The following is a 26,598-nucleotide window of genomic DNA, read 5'->3' on the forward strand; positions in this document are numbered from 1 at the left end:
TGCTTCACACGCTAGCCGGTATCAGCCCACCCACCCGCTGACCTTCATCGCCGAATACACCGCCACCAGCGCCAGCACCACGAATGCCGTGGCCGCCAGGCGACGGATCAGGGTCAACGGCAGCTTCTCGGCGGCAAAATTGCCCGCCAGCACCACCGGTACGTTGGCAATCAGCATGCCCAGGGTGGTGCCGATGATCACCATGATCAGGTGCGGGTACTGCGCCGCCAGCATCACCGTGGCCACCTGCGTCTTGTCGCCGATCTCGGCAATGAAGAACGCGATCAGCGTGGTCAGGAACGGGCCGAAGCGCCGCGCCGTACTGGCTTCATCGTCATCCATCTTGTCCGGCACCAGGGTCCACAGGGCCGTGGCGGCAAAGCTTGCGGCCAGGATCCAGTGCAACGTGGCCTCGGAGAAGAAACTGCCGAACCACGCACCCACCGCACCGGCCGCCGCATGGTTGGCCAGGGTCGCGGCAACGATACCGGCGATGATCGGCCAGGGTTTGCGAAAGCGTGCAGCGAGGATGAGCGCGAGCAGTTGCGTCTTGTCGCCGATTTCGGCGAGCGCAACGATGGCGGTGGGGACCAGCAATGATTCCAGCATCAGGATTCCTACGGGGGCGGGTCGACACGGCTATGACACGTACAGCCTTCCCGCCCCGGGTAAGGTGTGCGTGTCATAGGTCTTGTCAAACCCTGGATCCGTCTGTGCGGACCGTGGGTCGTACGCGCCATGGTCTGAGGACCAAGTATGTTGACGCGTACCGGGCGAGCTGGGTGCTCGCGGGAGACTACTCCCCTAGGACGGAGCGGATTCTGCCTAGGCAAAACCGTTTGGGCAAGCGAAGTTTTTAAGTTCGTGTGGCCTGGTAGATCCGAAAGCCTTGTCCCTCGTCGCGAATCAGGCAGTTGCCCAAGGCGCCTTCGATGAGCGGTTGGTACCGCAGGAAGCTGTTGGCCACAAGCCGAAGTTCGCCGCCCTTTTTCAGGTGATCGGCTGATTTTTTCAGCAATGTTTCCGAGGCGTGGTAATTGGTGTGAACCCCGGTGTGAAACGGCGGATTGCTCAGGATCACGTTCAGCTCGCGGGGCGCGGCATCGATGCCGTCACCGGCGATGACCTCCCCCTCCAGGCCATTGGCGGCCAGGGTCAGGCGGCTGCTGGCCACGGCGAAGGCATCCACGTCCAGCAGTGTTACCCGGCTTTGTGGGTAGCGGCGCTTGATCGCCGCGCCGAGCACGCCCGCACCGCAGCCAAAGTCCAGCACATGGCCCACGGGCAGTTGCTCGAGGTTGTCCAGCAGCAGCGCGCTGCCGCGGTCCAGCCGGCCATGGCTGAAGACCCCGGGCAGGCTCACGATCTGCAGCGGGCCTTCGGCCAGTGGCAGTTCGAATCGTTGCGCCAGGCTTTCCAGCGGCTGCGCCTCTGGCGGGGTGTCCACCGTGACCTGCCACAGCTGGCAATGGCGTGCACTGTCGAGCTTGCGCGGCTTGCCGAAGGCGTGCAGCTGCTTGGCCGCACCCTCGATACCCCCGCGCTTTTCACCCACCAGGTACAGCTGGCGCCCACCCAGGCGCGAGGCCAGGGCATTGAGCAGGTAGTTGGCCAGATCGCGGGACTTGGGCAGAAACAGCACGGCGCCGTCGAAAGCCACCGGCGGCACCTCCACGCCATAGTGACTGCGCCCGGCAAAACGCGCCTCGAGCGCGGCCTGGTCGCCGGCGTGCCAGCTCCAGGCGCGTGCATCGGGCAGGCTGCCCAGCAGGTCGTCGGCGGGCAGGCCGGCCAGCAACACGGGGCCTTTGAACAGCTCGGCCTGACGGAGCAACACTTCACTACGCGGGTCCATGGTCGGCGCCCCTCTGCAAAAAGTCGCGAATTCTAGCAGAACTCAGCTGACCACTCGGCGCGGGTTGCCCTGCAGGAAGGCTTCGGCGTTCTCGGCCAGTTGGCCGACGATGCGCTGGCGCGCCTCGACCGCGCCCCAGGCACTGTGCGGGGTGACCACAAGGCGCGGGATATCGCCTGCCAGCAGGGGGTTGCCATTGACCGGAGGCTCCACGCTGAGCACGTCGGTGGCGGCGCCACCCAGGTGCCCGCTGCGCAGTGCGTCGGCCAGCGCCTGCTCGTCGATCAGCCCGCCACGGGCGGTGTTGACCACGAACGCGCCGGGCTTGAGCAGGGCCAGCTCGGCGGCGCCGATCATGTTGCGGGTGCTGTCGTTGAGCGGGCAGTGCAGGGTCAGCGCATCCACCTGCGGCAGCAGCTCGGCCAGGCTCAGGCGATCATCGCGGGCCGGGCGGCCGGGCAACTGGCCGGACAGCACGCGCATGCCGAAAGCTTCGGCCAGGCGCGCCACCGCACCGCCAAGTTCGCCGTGGCCGAGCAGGCCGAGGGTCTTGCCCTCCAGTTCGACGATGGGAAAGTCGAGCAGGCAGAACTGCCTGGCCTGGGCCCATTTGCCGTCGGCCACCGCCTGCTGGTAATCGGGCAGGCGAGTGGCCAGCGCCAGCAGCAGGGCCAGGGTGTGCTGCGCCACCGAGGGCGTGCCGTAGCCCTGGCAGTTGCTGACCACGATGCCCTGGGCGCGCGCGGCCTGCAGGTCGACGTTGTTGGTGCCGGTGGCCGACACCAGGATCAGCCTGAGGTCGGGGCAGGCGGCGAGGGCGGCGGCGTCCAGGTGCACCTTGTTGGTGATCGCCACGCTCGCGCCCTGCAGGCGCTCGGCCACTTCGTGGGGGGCAGTGGCCGGGTGCAACTGCAGTTCATCGAAGCAGCCGCGCAGGCGGCTCAGGTCGAGGTCGCCCAGGTCCAGGGAGCTGTGGTCGAGGAATACAGCGCGGCGCAAGGTCATGGGGCAGGCTCCTGGGGTGTGGTTTGAGCAGGTAGTGGGGCATTAGAGCCTGCATCGCCGTGGGCGTAAAGCCAGGCATCCGGCTGCACGGGAGGTGACTGTGCCGATTCACTTGTAACTGTATCTTTCAGAACTGCCAGGCAGTGGGTAAGGTACGCCACCCGATCGTTTGCCAGGAGCGTCACCCCATGTACTGGGCAGAATTTCTCACCGTTGCGCTGATCCACCTGCTGGCCGTGGCCAGCCCCGGCCCGGACTTTGCGGTGGTGGTGCGCGAAAGTGTTACCCACGGTCGGCGCGCCGGTACCTGGACCGCCTTCGGCGTGGGCACGGCGATCTTCCTGCATGTGGGCTATTCGCTGCTGGGCATCGGCCTGATCGTGTCGCAGTCGATCATGCTGTTCAACGTGCTCAAGTGGCTGGCTGCGGCCTACCTGGTGTACATCGGCATCAAGGCCCTGCGTGCCCGCCCGGCGCCTGCCGGCAGCGAGAGCGTGCAGGTCTCGACCGTGGCGCGCACCCCGCGTGCCGCCTTTGTGGCAGGGTTCATGACCAACGGCCTGAACCCCAAGGCCACGCTGTTCTTCCTGTCGCTGTTCACGGTGGTGATCAACCCGCACACGCCGCTGCTGATACAGGCCGGCTACGGGGCCTACCTGGCGCTGGCCACCGGCCTGTGGTTCTGCCTGGTGGCCCTGCTGTTCAGCCACGCCCGTGTCCGCTCCGGGTTTGCGCGCATGGGCCACTGGTTCGATCGCGGCATGGGCGCGGTGCTGGTGGCGCTGGGTATCAAGATCGCCTTCACCGAGATGCACTGAGGCGGTTGATGGCCATTGGCCTGTCATCCCTGAGGGCGCGCAAATCATTCCTTTGGCTGATTTGAGCGCCCCCGTCCCGTTCTAGAGTAAGCGCCGTATTGCCATGCCTGCGTACTCGAAAAAGGGACTCCCATGCTGCAAACCAGGATTATCGCCCCCGCTGCGGGCGCTTACGAATACCCGCTGCTGATCAAGCGCCTGCTGATGTCGGGCAGCCGCTACGAGAAAACCCGCGAGATCGTGTACCGCGATCAGCTGCGCTACAACTACCTGACCCTGAGCGAGCGCATCGCGCGCCTGGCCAACGTGCTCACCGCAGCCGGGGTCAAGGCCGGCGACACCGTGGCGGTGATGGACTGGGACAGCCATCGCTACCTGGAGTGCATGTTCGCCATCCCGATGATCGGCGCGGTGGCCCACACCATCAACGTGCGCCTGTCGCCCGAGCAGATCCTCTACACCATGAACCACGCCGAAGACCGCTTCGTACTGGTCAACAGCGATTTCATCGGGCTGTATCAGTCCATCGCGCCGCAACTGACCACGGTCGAGAAGACCCTGCTGCTCACCGACGGCCCCGACAAGCATGCCGAACTGCCGAACCTGGTGGGCGAGTACGAGCACTTGCTGGCGGGCGCGGCCACTACCTACGACTTCCCCGACTTCGACGAGAACTCGGTGGCCACCACCTTCTACACCACCGGTACCACCGGCAACCCCAAGGGCGTGTATTTCACCCACCGCCAGCTGGTGCTGCACACCCTGGGCGTGGCTACCGTGACCGGCAGCATCGACAGCATCCGCCTGCTGGGCACCGATGATGTGTACATGCCCATCACCCCGATGTTCCACGTGCACGCCTGGGGCATCCCCTACGTGGCCACCATGCTCGGGCTCAAGCAGGTCTACCCGGGGCGCTACGAGCCGGAGATGCTGTGTCAGCTGTGGCGGGACGAAAAGGTCACCTTCTCGCACTGCGTACCGACCATCCTGCAGATGCTGCTCAACGCCAAGGGCGCGCAGGGCCAGGATTTCGGCGGCTGGAAGATCATCATCGGCGGCAGCTCGCTCAACCGCGCCCTGTATGAGTCGGCCAAGGCCCAGGGCATCCAGCTCACGGCGGCCTATGGCATGTCGGAAACCTGCCCGCTGGTGGCCTGTGCCCACCTCAACGAAGAGCTGCTGGCCGGCAGCGACGACGAATGCATCAGCTATCGCATCAAGGCCGGCGTGCCGGTGCCGCTGGTGGAGGCCGCGGTGATGGATGCCGAAGGCGGCTTCCTACCGGCTGACGGCGAGTCCCAGGGCGAACTGGTGCTGCGCGCGCCGTGGCTGAGCATGGGGTATTTCCGCGAACCGGAGAAAGGTGCCGAGTTGTGGCAGGGCGGCTGGCTGCACACCGGGGATGTGGCGACCATCGACAGCATGGGCGTGGTCGATATCCGCGATCGCATCAAGGACGTGATCAAGACCGGCGGGGAGTGGGTGTCGTCGCTGGCCCTCGAAGACCTCGTCAGCCGCCACCCCTCGGTGCGCGAAGTGGCGGTGGTGGGTGTACCCGATCCGCAGTGGGGCGAGCGTCCGTTTGCCCTGCTGGTGGTGCGTGACGGCACCAGCATCGACGCCCGCGAGCTCAAGGAGCACCTCAAGCCCTACGTGGAGCTGGGCATGATCAACAAGTGGGCAATCCCCAGCCAGATCGCCCTTGTTACCGAAATTCCCAAGACCAGCGTGGGCAAGCTGGACAAGAAGCGCATCCGCGTCGACATCAGCCACTGGCAGGCCAGCAACAGCGCATTTCTGTCCACCCTCTGAAGGCGGGCCGGTCGCGCCCTGGCGGGTGCGACCCTTGCGCCAGACACCTGCGCGCCTTGTCAAAGCGAAAAAATAGGCCATCCTTGCCGCTGCCCGCGCAGTTGGCGAGCGAATCAGCTCTTTGGGTGTAGTACCAACGTGCAAATCACACTTTAGAGGGATCAAGCACAGGTACCTGCTGGCTATAGTCGGGTCAGGGGATTTTTAGGGACGGGGGCCCGCGCAAATGACTGCGCACTGCCACGTTGGTCGACCAGCAGGCGTATTCACGTCGGTCGTTCGATGCGTTTCTCAAAGGACTCACTGCCATAAAAATAAAGTACATGGAGTAGCGTCGATGACATCAGTAAATCTGTTCTGGCGCCGGGCGAAGTTGCCATTGGCCGTCAGCCTCGCTTCTACGCTCGCCGGCCCTGCATTCGGCGTCAGTTTCAACATCGGTGAAATCGAAGGTCAGTTCGACTCGTCGCTGTCCGTGGGGGCCAGCTGGTCGACGGCCAAGCCGAACCAGAACCTGATCGGCGTCAACAACGGCGGCAAGGGTCTGTCGCAGACCTCCGACGACGGCCACCTGAACTTCAAGCGCGGCGAGACCTTCTCGAAGATCTTCAAGGGCATCCACGACCTGGAGCTCAAGTACGGCGACACCGGCGTGTTCGTGCGTGGCAAGTACTGGTACGACTTCGAACTCAAGGACGAACACCGCCAGTTCAAGGACATCAGCGACTCCAACCGCAAAGAGGGCGCCAAGTCGTCCGGTGCCGAGCTGCTCGACGCCTTCGTCTACCACAACTACTCGATTGGCGAACTGCCGGGTTCGGTGCGTTTCGGCAAGCAGGTGGTGAGCTGGGGTGAAAGTACCTTCATCGGTGGTGGCATCAACTCGATCAACCCCATCGACGTTTCCGCGTTCCGCCGCCCGGGTGCCGAGATCAAGGAAGGCCTGATCCCGGTCAACATGTTCTACATCTCCCAGAGCCTGACCGACAACCTGTCGGCCGAAGCCTTCTACCAGCTGGAATGGGACCAGACCGTCGTCGACAACTGCGGCACCTTCTTCTCCCAGCCGGACATCATCGCCGACGGTTGCACCGACAACCTGCGCGTATTGTCCAGCAGCCGCACCATGACCCCGGCACAGATCGCCGGCCTGGCCAACTTCGGCGTGGACGTGAACGAGGAAGGCATCAAGGTGGCGCGCGGCCCCGACCGCGATGCCCGTGACAGCGGCCAGTTCGGTGTTGCCCTGCGCTACATGTTCGAACCGCTCAATACCGAGTTCGGCGCCTACGCCATGAACTACCACAGCCGTGCGCCGATCTTCAGCGCCACGGGGGCTTCTGCACAGGCCTACGCCATTGCCGGCATGGTCGACCCGCGCACCGGCGCCGCCATCGTGGCGGGCAACTCCAAGTACTTCGTCGAGTATCCCGAAGACATCCGCCTGTACGGCCTGAGCTTCTCCACCACCCTGCCTACCGGCACCGCGTGGAGCGGTGAAATCAGCTACCGGCCGAACGCACCGGTGCAGCTGAACACCACCGACATCCTGTACGCCGGGGTCACCCAGCTGGGCGGCACGTTCGGCAATGCCTCGCTGCTCAAGGGCCAGGCCGATACCGACCTGCACGGCTACAAACGCAAGGAAATCACCCAGTTCCAGACCACCCTGACGCACTTCTTCGACCAGGTGATGGGCGCCAGCCGCATGACCGTGGTAGGTGAAGTGGGCGTGACCCACGTGGGCGGCCTGGAAAGCGCCGACAAGCTGCGCTACGGCCGCGATCCGGTGTATGGCCCTGGCCCGCTGCCGGATACCTTCGGCCTCAACACCTGCTCGGACATCCTCAACGCCGGCACCATCGGTGGCGCCGCGCCTGGCGGTGGTTCCTCCGCCAACCGCAGCCGCAAGTGCGAAAAGGACGGCTACACCACCAGCACCTCGTGGGGCTACCGTGGCCGCGTGATCTGGGACTACAACGATGTGTTCGCCGGGGTCAACCTCAAGCCGAGCGTGGCCTGGTCGCATGACGTGTCCGGCTACTCGCCAGGCCCGGGCGGCAACTTCGAGGAAGGGCGCAAGGCGGTCAGCCTGGGCCTGGACGCCGAATACCAGAACACCTACACCGCGAGCCTGTCGTACACCAACTTCTTCGATGGCAAGTACACCACCGTGGATGACCGCGACTTCATCGCCCTCAGCTTCGGCGTGAACTTCTAAGCACTGATCCGGGAAGACCAAGATCATGAAAGCAACCAAGAGTCTGTTGAAAATCGGTGTGCTGAGCCTGTCGCTGCTCGCCACCGGCGTGATGGCGGCGGTGTCCGCCGACGAAGCCGCCAAGCTGGGCACCAGCCTGACCCCGATGGGCGCCGAGAAGGCCGGCAATGCCGACGGTTCGATCACCGCCTGGCAGCCCCTGAGCACCACGGCCGGTTCGGTCGATGCCAAGGGCTTCCTGTCCGACCCGTACGGCAACGACAAGCCCAAGTTCACCATCACCGCGCAGAACGTCGACCAGTACAAGGACAAGCTGTCCCCTGGCCAGTTGGCCATGTTCAAGCGCTACCCGGACACCTTCAAGCTGCCGGTGTACCCGACCCAGCGTGGCTCCACGGTGCCGGACTCGGTGTTCGCCGCCATCAAGAAGAACGCCACCACCACCAACCTGGTAGCTGGCGGCAACGGGCTGGAGAACTTCCAGATCGCGATTCCGTTCCCGATCCCGAAAAGCGGTGTGGAGGTGATCTGGAACCACATCACCCGCTACCGTGGCGGTGGCGTCACGCGTGTGGTGAACCAGGCCACGCCGCAGCAGAACGGCAGCTACAGCATGGTGAAGCTCGAGGAACAGTTCATGTTCCGCGATCGCCTGAAGGATTTCGATCCGGCCAACCCTGGCAACGTGCTGTTCTACTTCAAGCAGAAAGTGACCGCCCCGCCGCGTCTGGCCGGTACCGTGCTGCTGGTTCACGAGACCCTCGACCAGGTCAAGGAGCCGCGCAAGGCCTGGATGTACAACGCTGGCCAGCGCCGCGTGCGCCAGGCCCCGCAAGTGTCGTATGACGGCCCGGGTACCGCCGCTGACGGCCTGCGTACCTCCGACAACCTGGACATGTTCAACGGTGCGCCGGACCGCTACGACTGGAAGCTGGAAGGCAAGAAGGAGATGTACATTGCCTCCAACAGCTACAAGCTCGATTCGACGAGCCTCAAGTATGCCGACATCATCAAGCCGGGGCATATCAACCAGGACCTGACCCGTTACGAGCTGCGTCGCGTGTGGCATGTGGTGGGTACCCTGAAGCCGGGCCAGCGGCATATCTATGCCAAGCGTGACTTCTACATCGACGAAGACACCTGGCAAGCGGCCGTGATCGACCAGTACGACGGCCGCGGCCAGCTGTGGCGGGTATCCGAGGCACATGCCCAGGATTACTACAACAAGCAGGTGCCGTGGTACACCCTGGAAGCCATCTACGACCTGCAGTCGGGCCGTTACCTGGCGCTGGGCATGAAGAACGAAGAGCAGAAGGCCTACAACTTCGACTTCACTGCCAGCAAGGCCGACTTCCAGCCGGCAGCGCTGCGCCAGGATGGTGTGCGCTGAGTTAGAACCTCCTCCGTGTGATCCCCAGAACGCCCCGGCTTGACCGGGGCGTTTCTGTGTGTGGCCCGACAACAGGCCGTGAGGGGCAATGCGGGATGAACTGCACGCAATGCCGCGCTTCGTGAGTTTTTGTCGCTTTTTGTTGTAGTCTTTTTTCCGACCTCTGCGCCAATCATCTTCAAATGTGCCGTTTAAAGCGCTAGTCTCGGCGGGTCTGTTCTGCCGAAGACTTCCAACTAAAACGAGCCGGCCATGACTGATCTGTCGCGTATGCAAGGGTTCGCCAGCCAGGCCATCAGCGCTGTGGAGGGCCGCTTCTACCGTCCACCACTGCCCGAGGGGCACGTGCCGCGCCCGCGGCTATGCCAGCGCCTGCACGCCGGCCTGAGCGGTCGACTGCTGCTGGTTTCGGCGCCCGCCGGTTTCGGCAAGAGCTCGCTGGCCGTGGAGTTCTGCCAGAGCCTGCCCGCCTCGTGGGGCAGCCTGTGGCTGGGGCTGAGTCAGCGCGACAGCGACCCCGGGCGCTTTCTGGAGCGCCTGCTCGAAGGGCTGCAGCAGTTCTGCCCGGACCTGGGCAACCAGGCCCTGGGCCTGCTCAAGATGCGCCAGCGGCACCAGCCTTTTGCCTTCGAGGAGTGGCTCGACAGCCTGCTCGACGAACTGGCCCTGCACCTGCACCCGCAGAACCCGCTGCTGCTGGTGCTCGATGACTACCATCTGGCCCAGGGCCCGGTGCTCGACCGCTGCCTGCAGTTCTTCCTCAATCATTTGCCGCCTGGCCTGGTGCTGCTGGTCACCAGCCGCCAGCGTCCCGACTGGCACCTGGCGCGCCTGCGCCTGTCGCAGCAGTTGCTCGAGCTCACCGAACAGGACCTGCGTCTGAGCCCCGAGGAATCCCTGGCCGTGCTCGACCAGCACCCCACCACGCTGCGTGGCCAGGCCCTGGACAACCTGATTCAACGCAGCGATGGCTGGGTCGCCGGCCTGCGCTTCTGGCTGCTGGCCGCCTCCGAGGCGGGGGTCGACAGCGCCTTGCCCCACGCCCTGCATGGCGGCGAAGGGCTGATCCGCGACTACCTGCTCGAAGAAGTCATCGACTGCCTGCCGCCCGAGGTGCAGGCGTTTCTCTACGACACCGCCTGCCAGGAGCGTTTTTGCGCCGACCTGTGCGATGCCCTGCGCGAAAGCCACGACAGCGCGCAGATACTGCGTTACCTGAAGGCACACCAGGTGTTTCTGGTACCGCTGGACGAGCAGGGTCAATGGCTGCGTTATCACCACCTGTTCTCCGACCTGCTGCGCACCCGCCAGGCCAGCCAGCCGCTGGCCAGCCTGCACCTGCGCGCGTGCCGCTGGTTCCACGCCCAGGGCCTGCTCGACGAGGCGGTGGAGCAGGCCCTGCGCGCCGGTCACCTGGACGTGGCGGCCAACCTGGTGCAGAACCTGTCCGAAGAGCAACTGCTGGCCGAACAGAACGTCGGCATGCTGCTGCGCTGGAAGATGGACCTGCCCGACAGCCTGCTGATCAGCACCCCGCGCCTGATCGTGCTGTACAGCTGGGCGCTGGGGCTGGCCTGCCAGCTGGATGCGGCCGAGGAACTGGTCAGCCATCTCAGCCGGTTCCTGCCGGCGCCTTCGGCCACGGCGCAGAAGTCCATGCTGGCGCAATGGCTGGCCCTGAGCGGAATCATCGCCCGCGGTCGCGGCGACCGTCTGAAAACCCGCTCGTACTGCCAGCAGGCGCTGCGCAGCCTGCCCACCAAGCGCTACGGCCAGCGCCTGATGTGCCTGTCCACCTTGTCCAACCTGGCCATCGCCGAGGGCGATTTCTGGCACGCCCGTGGCTGGAACCGCGAGGCGCTGGAGCTGGCACGGCGGGTCGGCAACCCGTTGTTCGAGGCCCTGGCCCACTACGATCGCGCGCGGGTGCTGCATGCCCGTGGCGAGGTCCTGCGTTCGATGGAGGAGGTGCGCCACGGCCTGCAACGCCTGCAAGGGCTGTCGGCCCAGCGCCTGTACGCGGCGCGTGCGCGCCTGGCGCTGTACGAAGGCTACCTGCTGGTCGCCGGGCTGCAGCCCCAGGAAGGGCGTGCGCGCTTGCGCGCCGGGCTGGTGGAAGCGCGTGCCTGTCGCGACATCAGCGTACTGATCGGGCATTGCGTGCTGGCCACCCTGGACGGACGCGAGGGGCGTTTTACCGAGGCCTTCTGCGAGCTGGCCGAGGCCGAGCGCCTGATGCATATCTGGGACGTGCCGCCGGTGTTCTACCTGGCCATGATCACCCTGGTCAAATGCGAGCTGTGGCTGGCCCAGGGGCGCATGGACCTGGCCGAATCCTGGCTGCTGCGCCTGGGCCAGACCTACGGTGGCGAACGTGCCGCCGCCGCACCGGAGTTCCATCCGCTGCTGCCTTTGCACATCGAACTGCAGCAGGCCCTGCTGGAGCAGGCCCAGGGGCGTACCGCACAGGCCGCACAACGCCTGCAGGCGCTGACCGAGCACGGGCGCAGCAATGGCGGCCAGCTGCTCGGCACCACCGCAGTGTGTCAGCATATCGGCCTGTTGCTGGCGAGCGGTGCTGCAGAGGCGGCCGTGGTGTTGCTGCCCCAGGCCCTGGAGGCCGCGCAGGGGGGCGTGCTGCAACCCTTCCAGCGGCTGCTGGAAGATCACCCCGAGTGGATACGCGAGCAGTTGCTGGCCCAGCCGGCGGGGCCGGTGCAGGCGCGCCTGCTGTCGCTGTTGCCGGTGGTTGATACCCCGCCGGCCCCCGGGGCGGGCACCGAGGCCCTGAGTGCGCGAGAGATGTCGGTGCTCAAGCTGATCGCGCTGGGGTGTTCCAACCAGCAGATCAGCGAGCAACTGTTCATTTCGTTGCACACCGTCAAGACCCACGCCAGCCACATCAACAGCAAGCTCGGCGTCGAGCGCCGCACCCAGGCGGTTGCCCGGGCCAAGGCGCTGGGCCTGTTGTAGCACGGCAGTCGGCCAAGTATGATGGCATCGCGCCATCACGCTTGGCGCGTTGGCTTCGTGCCGCATGCTTGCGGCGCCTCAAGCAAAGTGCACGTGCTGCCGATAGCCTTTCCGAGGCCTGCAGCCGTTGACGTTGCTTGCCAAGCAGCATGCGCTGGCGATGATCGTCGCGCTGCTTGCGTCCTGAAGCCGAGCCTGTCCCTGTAGGCGCCTTGGCGCCGCTCTTCTTTCTTCCAAGTCAGGTTTTGTGGATGTTGGTGTATAGCCAAAAAAGTTTTCTGATCGTCGATGACTTCACCGACTTCCGCACGTCCGTGCGTTCGATGTTGCGGGAAATGGGTATCCGCGACGTCGATACCGCCGAGAGCGGCGAGACGGCGATTCGCATGTGCGGGCAGAAGCGCTATGACTTCATCCTGCACGACTTCCACCTGGGCGACGGCAAGAAGAACGGCCAGCAGGTGCTGGAAGACCTGATGATCGACAAGCTGATCAGCCACGAGGCGATCTTTGTCATGGTGACGGCCGAGAGCAGCCAGGCGGTGGTGCTCAGTGCCCTGGAGCACGAGCCGGACGCCTACCTGACCAAGCCCTTCAACCGCCTGGGGCTGACCCAGCGCCTGGACAAGCTGGTACAGCGCAAGACCCTGCTCAAGCCTATCTTGCAGGCGTTGGACCGTGGCCGACCGGCCGAAGTGCTGCTGGCCTGCGACAACCTGTGCAAGCAGGACCCGCGCTTTGCGCCGCTGTGCCTGCGCTACCGTGCCGACGCCCTGGGTGCCCTCAACCGGCATGAAGAGCTGGAGCGCTTTCTCAAGGCGATCCTGGCCAATCGCCCTACGCCATGGGCATACGCGGCGCTGGGCAAGCTGCTGTTCAAGCGCGGCCAGGCCGTCCAGGCCAAGGAAATCTACGAACAGGCGATCAAGGCGTTTTCGATGATGCCCGGCCTGTACGACGGCTTGGCCGACGTGCTGGCTGCCGCAGGTGAAACCCGCCGTGCCCAGTCGGTGCTCGAAGAGGCCGTACGCCTGTCGCCGCTGGCGGTCCGCCGGCAGATGCAACTGGGCAAGCTGGCCCTGGGCAACGCCGACTTCGACACCTCGTCGCGGGCCTATCGCCAGGCCGTGAGCCAGGGCCAGAATTCGCGTTTCAAAGACCCTGAAAGCAACCTGGGCCTGGCCCAGGCGCTGATCCAGAAGAACGTGGGCAACGGCCTGGATGCACGCACACGGGTGGAGCTGAACCAGGTGCTGGGCGATGTGGCCAAGGAGTACACCGACGACCAGGGCCTGCAGGTACGTGCGCGCTTGATCAAGGCCACCGGCCTGGCGCAGGCGGGCGATGCCGAGACGGCCGCCAAGCTCACCGAGGCGGCGGTTGCGCGGCTGGAGAACATGGACCAGTTCTTCTCGGCCGAAACCGCCCTGGCAGTGGCTGCGCAGTTGCAGCAACTGGGTCAGGAGGCGGCGGGCACGGCCATCCTCAAGAACTGCGTGGAAGTCTACGGTGACGACGCGAGCGTGATGCAGAGCATCGCCAAGCTGACCGACGACCCGACGATTCTGGGCGCCGGCAACGAAGCCGTCGACCTCAACCGCCAGGGCGTGCGCAGCTATCAGGCCGGCAAGGTCGGCGAGGCGCTGGAGCAGTTCCGGCGCGCGCTGGCGTTGCAGCCCAAGAACATCAGCATTGCACTGAACACTGCCCAGGCGCTGCTGCGCATGGCCGGGGAAAACCCCTCGAGCGCCGCGCTGGAGGAATGCCGCGCGTGCCTGGCCAAGGTGGCGGGCATTCCCAATACCGATCCGCGCTACGAGCGCTATCGAAAACTGCGTATCCGGGCGGTGGGCTCATGAGCAACGATTCCCAGGGGCTGGATTTTTCCACGGTGATCGCCTCCACCGTACACGACATGAAAAACTCCCTGGCGATGCTGATGCAGGCGCACAGCCAGTGGCTGTCGCGCCTGCCGGCCGCCCAGGCGCAAGGCCCGGAGCAGGCGGTGGTGGAGCACGAGTTCGCGCACCTCAACGGCATGCTCGTGCAGCTGCTGGGGTTGTACAAACTCGGGGTCAATCAGTTGCCCATGTGCCCCGACTACCATGACCTGGACGACTTCATCGGCGGCCTGCTGGCCTCCAATCAGCCGATCATCGACAGCCGCGAGATCATTGCGCGCTACGAGATCGATGCCTTCAACCCGCTGGGCTTCTTCGACCGCGAGCTGGTCGGTTCGGTGATCTCCAACGTGATCAACAACGCCATCCGCTATGCCGGGCACGCCTTGCTGGTCACGGTGGCCGAGCAGGGCGAGCAACTGGTGCTGAGCATCAATGACGACGGCCCGGGTTATCCACAGGGCATGATCGACCGTCAGGCCGACTACGTGCAGGGCATCAACCTGCACACCGGCAGCACCGGGTTGGGCCTGTACTTCGCTGAACGCATTGCTGCGCTGCACGAGCGCAACGGTGTGCGCGGGCGCATCGAGATCGCCAATGGCGGTGCCCTGGGCGGCGGCCTGTTCCAGCTGTACCTGCCCTGAGCCAGCCGCCGGTCGGCCAGGGCGTTGCACCAAAGTCTACAAATTAAACGGTTAGTACATAAAATCCCGTAACATAGGCCACCTGCATTTCTTGTGTCCCGGTTCGCGCCTTCGTCGCTGACCGGGTGGCGATCTATTGTCTTTCGGGAGGGCCGTTTGAGCCTCTTTTCGCGTTTTCCGTTCAGCCCCCTCGCGTTTGCCGTGGGCCTTTCTTCCAGCCTGCTGGCGTGTGCGGTGCAGGCCGATGCATTCGACAACCTTGTCGACAGCCCGACCCTGACCGGCGACTGGGGCGGCAGCCGCTCACGCCTGGAGGCGAGCGGCGTCAAGCTCACCGGCGAATATGTGTCGGAAACCATGGGCCTGGTCAGCGGTGGCCTCAAGCACGGTGCGCGCTATGCGCAGCAGGTCCGCCTGGGCGCCACCTTCGACCTCGAGACATTGCTGGGCGAGGCGGATGCAGGCACGGTCCAGCTGACGATCAATGACCGGCGCGGCAACAGCGCCTCGCAAGACCTGGTGGGCAACCGGCTGCCGGTGCAGGAGATCTATGGCGGGCTGTACACGCGCCTGAGCGAACTGAGCTATGCGCGCAGCCTGTTTACCGACGACCTGAACGTCAAGCTCGGCTGGATGGCCATGGGCAATGACTTCGGCGGCATGGGCATCCTCACCAACTTCGTCAACGCAGGTTTCTGCGCGCACCCGCTGAGCATGTCCGGTGGCAGTGGCTGGGGCAACTACCCCACCGCGCACTGGGGCATGGAGCTGAAATACCGCATCAGCCCCGAGTGGACGGTGCAGACCGCCTGGTTCAACGTGAACCCCGAGACCAACAGCGCCTCGTCCAAGGCCTTCGACCTGACCTCCAGCGGCACCACCGGGGCCATCCTGCCTGTGGAGCTGATCTACAACAACCTGGCTACCTATGACGGGCAGTACAAGTTCGGCTGGTATTACGACACCTCCGACACTGCGCGCATCGGCCAGCCCGACAGCAAGGCGGCGGGGCGTCACGGTGCCTATGTCCTGGTCGATCAGATGGTATGGCGTTCGGATTCGACCCGGGGGCGCAGCGTACGCCTGTTCGCGCAGGCCACCGACACCGACACGGCCACTTCGCCGTTCTCGCACTGGTACGCGGCCGGAGCGGTGCTGAGCCGACCGTTCGCTTCGCGCGAGCATGACAACGTGGGGTTGGCATACGGCCGTGCGGTGTTCAACTCGCGCAGCCGCGATGTCCAGATCGCCAACCTGGAGCGCGGTGGCGACCTGGCCCAGGCGCAGAGTGTCAGCAACCTGGACATGGGCGAGCAGTTGGTGGAACTGAGCTACACCGCCCAGGTAACCCGCTGGCTGACGGTGCGCCCGAGCGTGCAGTACGTGATGGAGCCGGGTGCATTTTCCGGCAAGGACACCCAGGACGCGTTGCTGGCCGGCGTACAGGTGAAGGTGCAGTTCTGATGGAGTGAGCGCGATGCGCTTGTTCGCCGGGAGGCTGAGCCCTGCACAGGACTGTAGGAGCCAGCCTTGCTGGCGAAGAGGGCTGCATGACATCATCCCGCGCCCAGATCGCCCAGGATGGCCTCGCCTTCATGCTTCGCACTTCACTGCTTGCCCTCGCTCTGTTCTCCTTCCCGGTTTTCACCTACGCCGCCCCTGCGGCCTCGGACAAGAGTTGCAGCGGTGACGATTATGTCTGCCCCGACTGGATGCCGACCCAGGGCCAGGTGCAAGACGCCATGGCTGACTTCACCCGCAAGCTTCACGCCAGTGGCCGGATGACGTCGCCGATCAAAGTGCTGGGCCGCATAGAAGTCTCCACCGTCTCTTGCGCATCGATGGGCCCGGACCGCGATTCGAACTTCATCTGCGGTGCCGAAGTACGCCTGCTCGGCGACGGCGGGCAGACCCACCACGTGCAATCGTCCTACACCATGCGGCTTTCCGAGTCGAACCGGTTCAGCGTCTACTCCCAGGGCGAATGGGTTGAGTTGTGACGCGAATCGTGGCTGACTGCGCGCTCTTTTTCATCGAGCCCCTGCCGTAGCCATGAGTGAACTCACCGTCGAACTGATCCCGACCGGCCCTGAACACATCGAGCTGATCCGCAACCTCTACCAGTTCTATGCCTACGAGTCCTCGGACTGGGAGCAGGAAGACGTCGAGGTGGACGGCCGTTTCTACATCCACGACGAGCACCTGGCCCGCTACTGGCAGGAGCCGCAGTGGAGCGCCAACCTGATCCTGGTCGATGGCTACATCGCCGGCTTCCTGCTGGTCGAGCGCAGCGAACTGGCAGGGCTGGACGCACAGGAGCTGGCCGACCTGTTCATTCTCAAGCGCTACCGGCGCAAGGGCATCGGCCAGGCATTGGCTACCCAGGTGCTGATGAGTGGGGAAGGGGACTGGCTGGTGCGCTTCTATGACCAGGATGAAACCTCACAGGCGTTCTGGCGCAGCGTGCTCGACAACCTGCCACGGCCGGTGCAGGCCATCGAACTGGATGATGAGGGCGAGTTGCTGAGCTTTTTGATTACGCGGGCGGTCATGCACTGAAGCCGCTGATAGCCTGGTCCGACACGGTGGTGCCTGGTGCCTTTGACCAGCAAGGGTGCGCATTGCTAAAACCAGGGCTCCTGCAATGAACTACAGTTTGCTCCGAGGGAATTTTTATCGCAGCTCGTGTTCCAAGCCTGGCAGGGAACCGCCGTCGGTCCGCTGCATACACGAATTCTGTAGGAGCTTGTCCATGTTCACCATGCGTCGTCTGATTATCGTCGCTACTGCTGCTGCCCTGATGACTGGCTGCGCCAGTCAGAACCCCTATGACAACCAGGGCCAGGCGCAAGGCTCCACCGGGATGAGCAAGACCGCCAAGTATGGCGGCCTGGGCGCATTGGCCGGTGCCGTTGCCGGTGCCGCCATCGACCACAACAACCGTGGCAAGGGCGCGTTGATCGGCGCCGCCGCGGTGGGCGCCGCCGCCGCCGGCTACGGCTACTACGCCGACCGCCAGGAAGCGGCACTGCGCGAGAGCATGGCCAACACCGGTGTCGAAGTGCAGCGTCAAGGCGACCAGATCAAGCTGATCATGCCGGGCAACATCACCTTCGCCACCGACTCGGCGAGCATTGCACCAAGCTTCTACGCGCCGCTGAACAACCTGGCCAACTCGTTCAAGCAGTTCAACCAGAACACCATCGAAGTGGTCGGTTTCACCGACAGCACCGGCAGTCGCCAGCACAACATGGACCTGTCGCAGCGTCGTGCACAGGCCGTGAGCACCTACCTGACCTCCCAGGGCGTCGACCCTTCGCGCGTGAGTGCGCGTGGCCTGGGCCCGGACCAGCCGATCGCGAGCAACGCCGATGCCAACGGGCGTGCGCAGAACCGTCGGGTGGAGGTGAACCTCAAGCCGATTCCTGGGCAGCAGTACCAGTAAATCTTTTCGCCAGCAATGCTGGCTCCTACAGGGGGCTCACGCCGTTGTAGGAGCCGGCCTTGCCGGCGAAGGGCTCACTGCTGGCGCATCCGCTCCAGCCGTTCATCCTTCTCTTCCCACAACCGGTTGATCCACTGCTGGAACGCCAGCCTGTAGGCTTCATCCTGGTCGTAGCTGCGTCCCAGGAATTCCTTGGGAATCGCCAGCGCCTCGAACGTCACCTCCACCCGCGCCACTCGCCCGCACAGCAGGTCCCAGAAGCCCGGTGTGCCCTGCGGGTAATGGATCGTCACGTTGATGATCGACTCCAGTTGCTCGCCCATCGCATCTAGCACGAAGGCAATGCCGCCCGCCTTGGGTTTGAGCAGGTGCCGGAACGGCGAACCCTGTTCGGCATGCTTGGCGGGGGTGAAACGCGTGCCTTCGGCAAAGTTGAAGATCGCCGTGGGCTTGCCACGGAACCTGGCGCAGGTACGGCGCGTGGTCTGCAGGTCCTTGCCCTGTTTTTCTGGGTGCTTGGCCAGGTAGGCCTTGCTGTAGCGCTTCATGAACGGAAAGCCCAGCGCCCACCAGGCCAGGCCGATCACCGGCACCCAGATCAGCACCTGCTTGAGGAAGAACTTGAGCGGTCGGATGCGTCGGTTGAGCACGTATTGCAGCACCATGATGTCCACCCAGCTCTGGTGGTTGCTGGTCACCAGGTAGCTGTGCTGGTAGTCCAGCCCGGCCAGCCCCTCGATGTCCCAGCGGGTGCGCCCGACCAGGTTCATCCAGCCCTTGTTGTTGCTGATCCAGGCTTCGTGGATGTGCCGCATCAGTTCGTCGGTGACGCGCTGCGCGGCGGCAAAGGGCAGGCACAGCTTGAACAGGCTGACGATGAACAGCGGTGTGCAGCACAGGATGGTGTTGGCGGCCAGCAGCAGCGAGCCGATGACTCCGCGCACGGGCGCGGGCAGAAAAGCGAGCATGGTCAGTTATCCAGCGAGCGGTTGGCCTGAATCGCGGTCAGGGCAATGGTGTAGACGATGTCGTCGACCTGGGCGCCACGCGGCAGGTCGTTGACCGGCTTGCGCAGGCCCTGCAGCATCGGCCCTAGGCTCACGCAATCGGCGCTGCGCTGCACGGCCTTGTGGGTGGTGTTGCCGGTGTTCAGGTCGGGGAACACGAACACCGTTGCGCGTCCGGCCACCTTGCTGTTGGGCGCCAGCTGGCGGGCGATGTCCTGGTTGGCGGCGGCGTCGTACTGCAACGGCCCATCGATCTGCAGGCCACGCTGGGTTTCCTGGGCCAGCAGGGTGGCCTCGCGCACCTTCTCGACCTCTTCGCCGCTGGCCGAATCGCCACTGGAATAGCTGATCATCGCCACCCGCGGGGTAATGCCGAAGGCTTCGGCCGAATCGGCGCTTTGCAGGGCAATTTCGGCCAGCTCGCCGGCAGTGGGGTGCGGGTTCATCACGCAGTCGCCATACACCAGCACCTGCTCGGGGAACAGCATGAAGAACACCGACGACACCAGGCTGCAGCCGGGGGCGGTCTTGATCAGTTGCAGGGCCGGGCGGATGGTGTTGGCGGTGGAGTGCACCAGGCCCGAGACCAGGCCGTCGACCTCGTCCAGGGCCAGCATCATGGTGCCGATCACCACCGGGTCTTCTAGCTGCTGCTCGGCCATCGGCGCGTTCAGGCTCTTGCTCTTGCGCAGGCTGACCATAGGCTCGACGTAGCGCTCGCGGATCAGGTCCGGGTCCAGAATCTCCAGCCCCTCGGGCAGGCTGATGCCCTGGGCGCGGGCCACTGCCTGTACGTCCTCGGGCCTGGCCAGCAGCACGCAGCGGGCGATGCCACGGGCCTGGCAGATGGCGGCGGCCTGCACGGTCATCGGCTCGGCGCCTTCGGGCAGCACGATGCGCTTGTTGGCCTGCTGGGCACGCTGGATCAGCTGGTAGCGGAACACCGCAGGCGACAGGCGCATCTCGCGCGGGGTGCCGCAGCGCTGGTTGAGCCAGTCGGCGTCCAGGTGGCTGGCCACGAAGTCGGTGATGATCTCCGCACGCTCGCGGTCGTCCACCGGGATTTCCTTGTTCAACTGGTTCAGCTGGTTGGCGGTGTCGTAGGAGCCGGTACTCACCGACAGCACCGGCAGGCCGGCCAGCAGGGCGCCCTGGCACAGTTCGAGGATGCGCGGGTCGGGCTTGCTGTCGCTGGTCAGCAGCAGGCCGGCCAGTGGCACACCGTTGATCGCCGCCAGGCTGACGGCCAGGATGATGTCGTCGCGATCACCCGGGGTCACCACCAGCGTGCCGGACTTGAGCAGCGGCACGGTGTTGGCCACGGTGCGGGCGCAGATGATGATCTTGTTCATGCGCCGGGTTTCGTAGTCGCCGGCGTTGAGTACCTGGGCACCGAGCAGCTCGGCCACGTCGCGGGTGCGCGGGTCGTTGAGCCCGGCCTGGAACGGGATGCAGCCCAGCAGGCGGAACTCGCCGCTGCGCAGCAGGGGCGAATGCTCCTGCAGGCGGCTGGCGAAGGTGTCCATCGGTTCGTCGCTGCGCACCTTGTTGAGGATCACGCCCAGCACCTTGGGGTCGCGCGGGCCGCCGAACAGCTGGGCCTGCAGCTCGACACGGCCCGACAGCTCGGCCAGCACGTCGTTTTCCGGCGCCGACACCAGGATCACCTCGGCGTCCAGGCTCTTGGCCAGGTGCAGGTTGACCCGTGCGGCGTAGCTGGCATGGCGGGTCGGCACCATGCCCTCGACCACCAGCACGTCCTTGCCGATGCAGGCCTGCTGGTACAGGGTGATGATCTCTTCGAGCAGTTCGTCCAGCTGGCCATCGCCGAGCATGCGTTCCACATGCGCCAGGCTCAGCGGTTGCGGCGGCTTGAGGCCGTGGGTGCGGGCGACCAGTTCGGTGGAGCGTTCCGGGCCGGTGTCGCCGGGGTGGGGCTGGGCGATCGGCTTGAAGAAGCCGACCTTGAGTCCGGCGCGTTCCAGTGTGCGCACCAGGCCCAGGCTGATGGAGGTCAGGCCGACACCAAAGTCGGTCGGCGCGATGAAAAATGTCTGCATGCGAGCTTCTCGAAGTGAGCTGTTGCAAAAGAATCAATTGCCAAGGGTAGCGCTATCGACCCCCTGAGCGCACCAGCCGCAGGCAAATGGCTGGCCGATTCGTTGCTGGCGCAGGTCTGCGTCCAGCACCCAGCCACGCGACTGCCACGGCGGTTCGTGGCGCAGGTGCTGAGTATGCCCGCACGACAGTTCGACCACCCAGTGGCCATGCTCGTCCTGATGAAAACCCAGCACCCGGCTGGGAAAAGCGGCTTCCCGTTTGTCCGGGTTGCGTTCGCTTTCAGGCGATGCGTTGGTTACACTTGTTCGTTCTACATTCTTATGCAAAAGGTCTCGCCCCATGCCGATCGCCGCCAACAAGGCTGTCTCCATCGACTATACCCTGACCAACGACGCTGGTGAGGTCATCGATAGCTCCAACGGCGGCGCGCCGCTGGTTTACCTGCACGGTGCAGGCAACATCATTCCGGGCCTGGAAAAAGCCCTGGAAGGCAAGGATACCGGCGCCGAGCTGGACGTTGCCATCGAGCCGGAAGACGCCTACGGCGAATACCTGGCCGAACTGGTCAGCACCCTGAACCGCAGCATGTTCGAAGGTGTCGACGAGCTGGAAGTGGGCATGCAGTTCCACGCGTCCGCGCCTGATGGCCAGATGCAGATCGTGACCATCCGTGACCTGGACGGCGACGACGTGACCGTCGACGGCAACCACCCACTGGCTGGCCAGCGCCTGAACTTCAAGGTCAAGGTCGTTGCCGTGCGTGATGCCAGCGAAGAAGAAATCGCCCATGGTCACGTGCATGGCGAAGGTGGCCATCAGCACTGATTTCTGCGCTAAGCTCAGAAGGTCGCTAAGGCGCCCGGGCAAGTCTGTCGTGTTCTCCCAGGAGGCAGACGGCTTGGCCGGGCGCTTTTTTAGTGGGCAGCATTTGTTGCGCCAGCCGGGACCGATGCCGGTAACTGGCCGGGAACTGGAAAGGGGAGTACGTCATGAGTGCATTTCACGACCTGAAATTGCAGGCGCTGGATGGCCAGGAGTTGCCATTGGCGCCGTTCAAGGGGCAGGTGGTGCTGGTGGTCAATGTCGCCTCCAAATGTGGCCTGACCCCGCAATATGCGGCGCTGGAGAATCTCTACCAGCAGTACAAGGACAAGGGCTTCAGCGTGCTGGGCCTGCCGTGCAACCAGTTTGCCGGGCAGGAGCCGGGCAGCGAGCAGGAGATCGCCCAGTTCTGCAGCCTGAACTACGGGGTGAGTTTCCCGCTGGGCAGCAAGCTGGAGGTCAACGGCCCGGAGCGGCATCAGCTGTACCGCCTGCTGGCCGGTGAAGGCGCCGAGTTCCCGGGGGATATCACCTGGAACTTCGAGAAGTTTCTGGTAGGCAAGGACGGCCGCGTGCTGGCGCGCTTTGCGCCGCGTACTGCGCCGGATGATGCCACGGTGGTGCAGGCTATCGAGAAAGCCTTGGCCTGAGGTGCCCCTTCGCCGGCAAGGCCGGCTCCTGCAATGGATGCACCGTCGTATGCAGGAGCCGGCCTTGCCGGCGAAAAATCCACCCCGATCACCGCTATCAATAGTACTGGGGTCAGCGACAATCCCGCCCTATGCTCAGGCGCCATCCCTTTCCCAGGAGCGCCGAATGCCTGCTCAAGCCCTGTTCACCCCCTTCAAGCTGGGCGCCCTCGAGCTGCCGACCCGTGTGGTCATGGCACCGATGACCCGAACCTTCTGCCCCGGCGGTGTGCCTCATGCGCAGGTGGTCGAGTATTACCGCCGCCGCGCCGCTGCCGATGTCGGCCTGATCATCACCGAAGGCACTACCGTCGACCACCCGGCCGCCAACGGTTACCCCAACGTGCCGCGCTTTCATGGTGAAGATGCCCTGGCGGGCTGGAAGAAGGTCGTCGATGCCGTACACGCCGAAGGCGGCAGGATCGTGCCGCAACTGTGGCACGTGGGCAGCGTGCGCCGCCTGGGTACCGAGCCGGACGCCAGCGTGCCGGGTTACGGCCCCAGCGAAAAACTCAAGGATGGCCAGGTGGTGGTGCACGGCATGAGTCATGCCGACATCCGCGACGTGATCGAGGCGTTCGCCCAGGCTGCCCGCGATGCCAAGGCCATCGGCATGGATGGCGTCGAGATCCACGGCGCACACGGCTACCTGATCGACCAGTTCTTCTGGGCTGCGAGCAACCAGCGCAGCGATGAGTACGGCGGCGACCTGGCCGGCCGCTCGCGCTTTGCCATCGAGCTGGTGCAGGCGGTACGCGCCGCCGTAGGCCCGGACTTTCCGATCATCCTGCGCTTCTCGCAATGGAAGCAGCAGGACTACAGCGCCCGCCTGGTCGACAACGCCGAGGCGCTGGGCGAGTTCCTGCGCCCGCTGGCCGACGCCGGCGTGGATATCTTCCACTGCTCCACGCGTCGCTTCTGGGAGCCTGAGTTCGAAGGCTCGGACCTGAACCTGGCTGGCTGGACCCGCCTGCTCACCGGCAAGCCCACCATCACCGTGGGCAGCGTGGGCCTGGATGGGGAGTTTCTGCAGTTCATGGTCGACACCGACAAGGTGGCGCAACCGGCCAGCCTGGAGAAACTGCTGCAGCGCCTGGGCGACCAGGAGTTCGACCTGGTGGCCGTAGGGCGTGCCTTGCTGGTGGATGCCCAGTGGGCGGCCAAGGTGCGTGAGGGGCGCGAGCAGGACATCCTGCCGTTCAGCCGCGAGGCGCTGACGAGCCTGGCTTGACCAGCAGCGCCGCATCGACGCGGCGCTGAGACGGTGCCGGTGCCTGTTCGCAGGCGCCGCGCAGGTGCGCCTCGAACTGTTCGACGATGGCCGGCCAGCCCTGGCGGCTGGCATGCTGGCGGGCATTGAGGCGCACCCGGCGCAAGGTCTCGCTGTCTTCCAGCAGCCAACTGGCGGCATCGATGAAGGCCTCTGCATCCCCCGGCATGGCCAGTGCGCCACTGTGCCCATGACGAATGTGCTGGGCTGCTGCGGCCTCGTCGTAGGCCACCACCCCAAGGCCGGAGGCCAGCGCCTCCAGCACCACGTTGCCGAAGGTTTCGGTCAGGCTCGGGAACAGGAAGATATCCCCCGAGGCGTAGTGTTCGGCCAGGCATTCGCCGCGCTGTACCCCGCAGAACACTGCACCTGGCAACTGCTGCTCGAGTGCGCCGCGCTGCGGGCCGTCCCCCACCACGATCAGGCGCAGGTTGCGCAGGGGGTAGGCCTTGCGCAGGGCGTCCAGGCACTGGCCGAGCAGGCCCAGGTTCTTCTCGGTGGCCAGCCGCCCCACATGCAGCAGGGCGATGTCATCGGGCCCAAGGCCCCATTGGTCGCGCAAGCTCTGGCGGCGCCGGGCCGGGTTGAACAGGCTGCTGTCGACCCCGCGCGACAGCAGGGTCAGGCGTTCGAAGCCGCGCCGCTGCAGCTCCAGGCGCTGGCTGACGCTGGGCACCAGGGTGCTGTGGCAGCGATGGTGGAAGCCGCGCAGGTAACGGGTGACCAGCCGCGTGAGCAGGCCGAAGCCGTACTGGCCGGAGTACTGCTGGAAGTTGGTGTGAAAGCCGCTGACCACCGCGATGCCCAGGCGCCGCGCCGCCCGCAGTGCACTCAGGCCCAGTGGCCCCTCGGTGGCGATGTACAGCACGTCCGGGCGGTCGCGGCGCCAGCGGCGCAGCAGCTTGTGCATCGACACTTGCCCCCATTGCAGGCCGGGGTAGCCGGGCAGGGGCCAGCCACGGCACAGCAGGTCGGCCTGCGCAGGGCCGGCGGCATCGCCGGCCTGGCGCGGGCGCACCAGCTCCACCCGGTGGCCGCGCAGGCGCAGGCCTTCGTGCAGGCGGCCAAGGGTGTTGGCCACGCCCATTGATTTCGGGTGGGAAGGTTTCGCTGACAAGGGTGATGTGCAGGGCGGCGGGACTGGTCATGGGGGGATTTTCCGAGGTGCCGATTGCGCCCGGATGACAGCAAAATGACGGATACATGACGCCCGATCATTGGCGCTTTTGCGCTGTGAAAATAAGCTTGGCCAGCGCCTCAAGAATGCCGCATCGCCAGCCGATGAAGTTGCATTCGAATGAGGCTTTCGCTCCAGGAGCGGTGATGTTCAACAGCAAACTGAAACAAGAAAATGCCAGGCTGCGCGAAGAGCTGATGACCATGGAGCAGGTCAAGTGCAGCCTGGACAGCGAGATGCTGGTGCTGCAACTGGACCCCCAGGGCCGTATCGAAGCGGTCAACGGCAACTTCGAGAAAGAGATGCGCTACAGCAGCCAGCAGCTGCTGGGCCGCAACATCGAAGAGATTGTGCCGGCGCATGTAAAGCCGCTGGATTTCTACCAGCGCATGAAACAGGCGATCAACCGCGGCGAGCACCTCAACGGCGCGTTTCGCCTGCTGCGCGGCAACGGCGAGGAAGCCTGGCTGCGCTCGATCCTGCAGCCGGTCAAGGGCAGTGACGGGCGCCTGCGCTACTTCACCCTGCACTCCAGCGACCTGACCCGCACCATCGAGACGTCACGCGAGCACGAGAGCCTGATCAAGGCCTTGATGCGCTCCACGGCAGTGATCGAGTTCAACCTCAACGGCGAGGTGCTGGCTGCCAACGACCGCTTCCTCAAGACCATGGGCTATTCCCTGGAGCAGGTGCGCGGCAAGCACCACCGCATGTTCTGCGAGCCGGAAGAGTACAACTCGGCGCATTACCAGCAGTTCTGGGAAAAACTGCGCCGTGGCGAGTTCGTGGCCGAGCGCTTCAAGCGCATCGATGCCCATGGCCGCGTGGTCTGGCTGGAGGCGTCGTACAACCCGATCATCGACGCCCATGACGTGCTGTACAAGGTGGTCAAGTTCGCCACCGTGATCACCGACCAGGTCAACCAGGAAGCGGCGGTGGCCCACGCCGCCGACATCGCCTACACCACGTCCCTGGACACCGACTCCAGTGCACGTCGCGCCACCGAGGTGGTGACTCAGACGGTCGAGGTCATGCGTGGCCTGGAGACGTACATGCAGCAGGCCGCCGACGGCATCGAGGCGCTGGACAAGCAGTCCCAGGTGATCGGTTCGATCATCAAGACCATCAGCGACATTGCCGGGCAGACCAACCTGCTGGCGCTCAATGCGGCCATCGAAGCCGCGCGTGCCGGCGAGCAGGGCCGGGGTTTTGCGGTGGTGGCCGACGAGGTGCGGCAACTGGCCTCGCGCACCAGCAGCGCCACCGAGGAAATCGCCCGGGTGGTGCAGCAGAACGCCCAGTTGGCCAAGGCGGCGGTCGACATCATCGACAACAGCAAGCGCCAGGCCGAAGAGGGCCTGTCGCTGGCCGGGCAGACCGGTACGGTGATCGTCGAGATTCAGGACGGGGCGCAGAAGGTGGTGGACGCGGTCGGCCAGTTCTCCAACCAGCTGGCGCCCTGACGGCGCGGTGGCGGCGGCCTTGCACCGTCGCCACCGTCG

21 protein-coding genes, 2 pseudogenes and 1 riboswitch are annotated in these 26,598 nt (G+C 65.0%); of the genes and pseudogenes, 16 read left to right on the forward strand and 7 right to left on the reverse strand.

Annotated features, from left to right (window positions below; translation table 11 throughout):
* Positions 1-21 precede the first annotated feature (21 nt).
* From LOY33_RS03970 to LOY33_RS03980, 3 genes are all read right to left on the reverse strand, one after another.
* Positions 22-609 (reverse strand): TMEM165/GDT1 family protein, encoded by a 588-nt coding sequence (locus LOY33_RS03970; protein WP_043864356.1) that lies wholly within the window; start codon positions 607-609, stop codon positions 22-24.
* Positions 610-697: 88 nt separating this feature from the next.
* Positions 698-817, reverse strand: a riboswitch (yybP-ykoY riboswitch).
* 39 nt (positions 818-856) lie between these two features.
* Entirely contained in the window at positions 857-1,855 is a 999-nt protein-coding gene (locus LOY33_RS03975; protein WP_043864357.1) for a class I SAM-dependent methyltransferase, read from the reverse strand.
* A 42-nt stretch (positions 1,856-1,897) separates the two neighbouring features.
* Positions 1,898-2,860: a 2-hydroxyacid dehydrogenase gene (locus tag LOY33_RS03980; protein WP_054916229.1), complete on the reverse strand. Its 963-nt coding sequence runs from the start codon at positions 2,858-2,860 to the stop codon at positions 1,898-1,900.
* Between the two features lie 188 nt (positions 2,861-3,048).
* Between LOY33_RS03980 and LOY33_RS03985 the strand changes: the two genes are divergently transcribed.
* The 11 genes from LOY33_RS03985 to LOY33_RS04035 all read left to right on the forward strand — a co-directional run bounded on the left by LOY33_RS03985 (position 3,049) and on the right by LOY33_RS04035 (position 18,070).
* Positions 3,049-3,678 (forward strand): LysE family transporter, encoded by a 630-nt coding sequence (locus tag LOY33_RS03985; RefSeq protein WP_043864359.1) that lies wholly within the window; start codon positions 3,049-3,051, stop codon positions 3,676-3,678.
* Between the two features lie 132 nt (positions 3,679-3,810).
* Positions 3,811-5,493, forward strand: coding sequence for a fatty acid--CoA ligase (locus tag LOY33_RS03990; protein ID WP_054916228.1), 1,683 nt, complete (start codon positions 3,811-3,813; stop codon positions 5,491-5,493).
* A gap of 337 nt (positions 5,494-5,830) precedes the next feature.
* Positions 5,831-7,714 carry a DUF1302 domain-containing protein gene (locus LOY33_RS03995; protein ID WP_043864361.1) on the forward strand — a complete coding sequence of 628 codons (1,884 nt, stop codon included), beginning with the start codon at positions 5,831-5,833 and terminating at the stop codon, positions 7,712-7,714.
* 25 nt (positions 7,715-7,739) lie between these two features.
* Positions 7,740-9,104, forward strand: coding sequence for a DUF1329 domain-containing protein (locus tag LOY33_RS04000; protein ID WP_043864362.1), 1,365 nt, complete (start codon positions 7,740-7,742; stop codon positions 9,102-9,104).
* A gap of 252 nt (positions 9,105-9,356) precedes the next feature.
* Positions 9,357-12,077 carry a LuxR C-terminal-related transcriptional regulator gene (locus LOY33_RS04005; protein ID WP_054916227.1) on the forward strand — a complete coding sequence of 907 codons (2,721 nt, stop codon included), beginning with the start codon at positions 9,357-9,359 and terminating at the stop codon, positions 12,075-12,077.
* A gap of 251 nt (positions 12,078-12,328) precedes the next feature.
* Positions 12,329-13,936 (forward strand): tetratricopeptide repeat-containing response regulator, encoded by a 1,608-nt coding sequence (locus tag LOY33_RS04010; protein WP_043864364.1) that lies wholly within the window; start codon positions 12,329-12,331, stop codon positions 13,934-13,936.
* On the forward strand, positions 13,933-14,625 hold the full coding sequence (locus LOY33_RS04015) for a sensor histidine kinase KdpD (protein ID WP_054916226.1): 693 nt from the start codon (positions 13,933-13,935) through the stop codon (positions 14,623-14,625). Before LOY33_RS04010 ends, LOY33_RS04015 begins: the two co-directional genes overlap by 4 nt.
* 156 nt (positions 14,626-14,781) lie before the next feature.
* The gene (locus LOY33_RS04020; protein WP_258661706.1) at positions 14,782-16,089 is read left to right on the forward strand and encodes a carbohydrate porin; all 1,308 of its coding nucleotides are present in this window, start codon (positions 14,782-14,784) and stop codon (positions 16,087-16,089) included.
* Positions 16,090-16,175: 86 nt separating this feature from the next.
* Positions 16,176-16,625, forward strand: a complete 450-nt coding sequence (locus LOY33_RS04025) for a hypothetical protein (protein ID WP_258661709.1) — start codon at positions 16,176-16,178, stop codon at positions 16,623-16,625.
* Between the two features lie 52 nt (positions 16,626-16,677).
* Positions 16,678-17,184, forward strand: coding sequence for a GNAT family N-acetyltransferase (locus tag LOY33_RS04030; protein ID WP_054916224.1), 507 nt, complete (start codon positions 16,678-16,680; stop codon positions 17,182-17,184).
* 193 nt (positions 17,185-17,377) lie between these two features.
* On the forward strand, positions 17,378-18,070 hold the full coding sequence (locus LOY33_RS04035; RefSeq protein ID WP_043864368.1) for an OmpA family protein: 693 nt from the start codon (positions 17,378-17,380) through the stop codon (positions 18,068-18,070).
* A 74-nt stretch (positions 18,071-18,144) separates the two neighbouring features.
* Here LOY33_RS04035 and LOY33_RS04040 read toward each other — a convergent pair whose 3' ends face one another.
* Genes LOY33_RS04040 through LOY33_RS04050 form a run of 3 tightly spaced genes read right to left on the reverse strand, consistent with a single transcriptional unit; the run spans position 18,145 to position 21,479 of the window.
* Positions 18,145-19,038, reverse strand: coding sequence for an acyltransferase (locus LOY33_RS04040; protein ID WP_054916274.1), 894 nt, complete (start codon positions 19,036-19,038; stop codon positions 18,145-18,147).
* Between the two features lie 2 nt (positions 19,039-19,040).
* Complete coding sequence (gene pta, locus LOY33_RS04045; RefSeq protein WP_258661719.1) at positions 19,041-21,137, reverse strand: phosphate acetyltransferase; 2,097 nt, start codon at positions 21,135-21,137, stop codon at positions 19,041-19,043.
* Positions 21,138-21,170: 33 nt separating this feature from the next.
* Positions 21,171-21,479: a DUF3565 domain-containing protein gene (locus LOY33_RS04050; RefSeq protein WP_043864371.1), complete on the reverse strand. Its 309-nt coding sequence runs from the start codon at positions 21,477-21,479 to the stop codon at positions 21,171-21,173.
* Here LOY33_RS04050 and LOY33_RS04055 point away from each other — a divergent pair.
* The 3 genes from LOY33_RS04055 (at position 21,478) to LOY33_RS04065 (ending at position 23,880) form a co-directional block, all read left to right on the forward strand.
* Positions 21,478-21,963, forward strand: coding sequence for a peptidylprolyl isomerase (locus LOY33_RS04055; RefSeq protein WP_043864372.1), 486 nt, complete (start codon positions 21,478-21,480; stop codon positions 21,961-21,963). The genes LOY33_RS04050 and LOY33_RS04055 overlap by 2 nt on opposite strands.
* Positions 21,964-22,127: 164 nt before the next feature.
* The gene (locus LOY33_RS04060) at positions 22,128-22,610 is read left to right on the forward strand and encodes a glutathione peroxidase (protein ID WP_254997853.1); all 483 of its coding nucleotides are present in this window, start codon (positions 22,128-22,130) and stop codon (positions 22,608-22,610) included.
* A 166-nt stretch (positions 22,611-22,776) separates the two neighbouring features.
* Positions 22,777-23,880 (forward strand): NADH:flavin oxidoreductase, encoded by a 1,104-nt coding sequence (locus LOY33_RS04065; protein WP_088515278.1) that lies wholly within the window; start codon positions 22,777-22,779, stop codon positions 23,878-23,880.
* On the opposite strand, the pseudogene LOY33_RS04070 reads toward LOY33_RS04065, so the two are convergent.
* Positions 23,849-25,067: pseudogene (locus LOY33_RS04070) on the reverse strand (glycosyltransferase family 4 protein). The gene LOY33_RS04065 and the pseudogene LOY33_RS04070 sit on opposite strands and share 32 nt — an antisense overlap.
* A gap of 265 nt (positions 25,068-25,332) precedes the next feature.
* On the opposite strand from LOY33_RS04070, the pseudogene LOY33_RS25980 reads away from it, so the two are divergent.
* Positions 25,333-26,016 (forward strand): annotated as a pseudogene (locus LOY33_RS25980) (PAS domain-containing protein); the annotation flags it as partial.
* 132 nt (positions 26,017-26,148) lie between these two features.
* Positions 26,149-26,559, forward strand: a complete 411-nt coding sequence (locus LOY33_RS25985; protein WP_371917309.1) for a methyl-accepting chemotaxis protein — start codon at positions 26,149-26,151, stop codon at positions 26,557-26,559.
* Positions 26,560-26,598: the final 39 nt, after the last annotated feature.

The sequence above is a fragment of the Pseudomonas sp. B21-036 genome (assembly GCF_024748925.1).
GTDB classification, from domain to species: Bacteria; Pseudomonadota; Gammaproteobacteria; order Pseudomonadales; family Pseudomonadaceae; genus Aquipseudomonas; species Aquipseudomonas palmensis.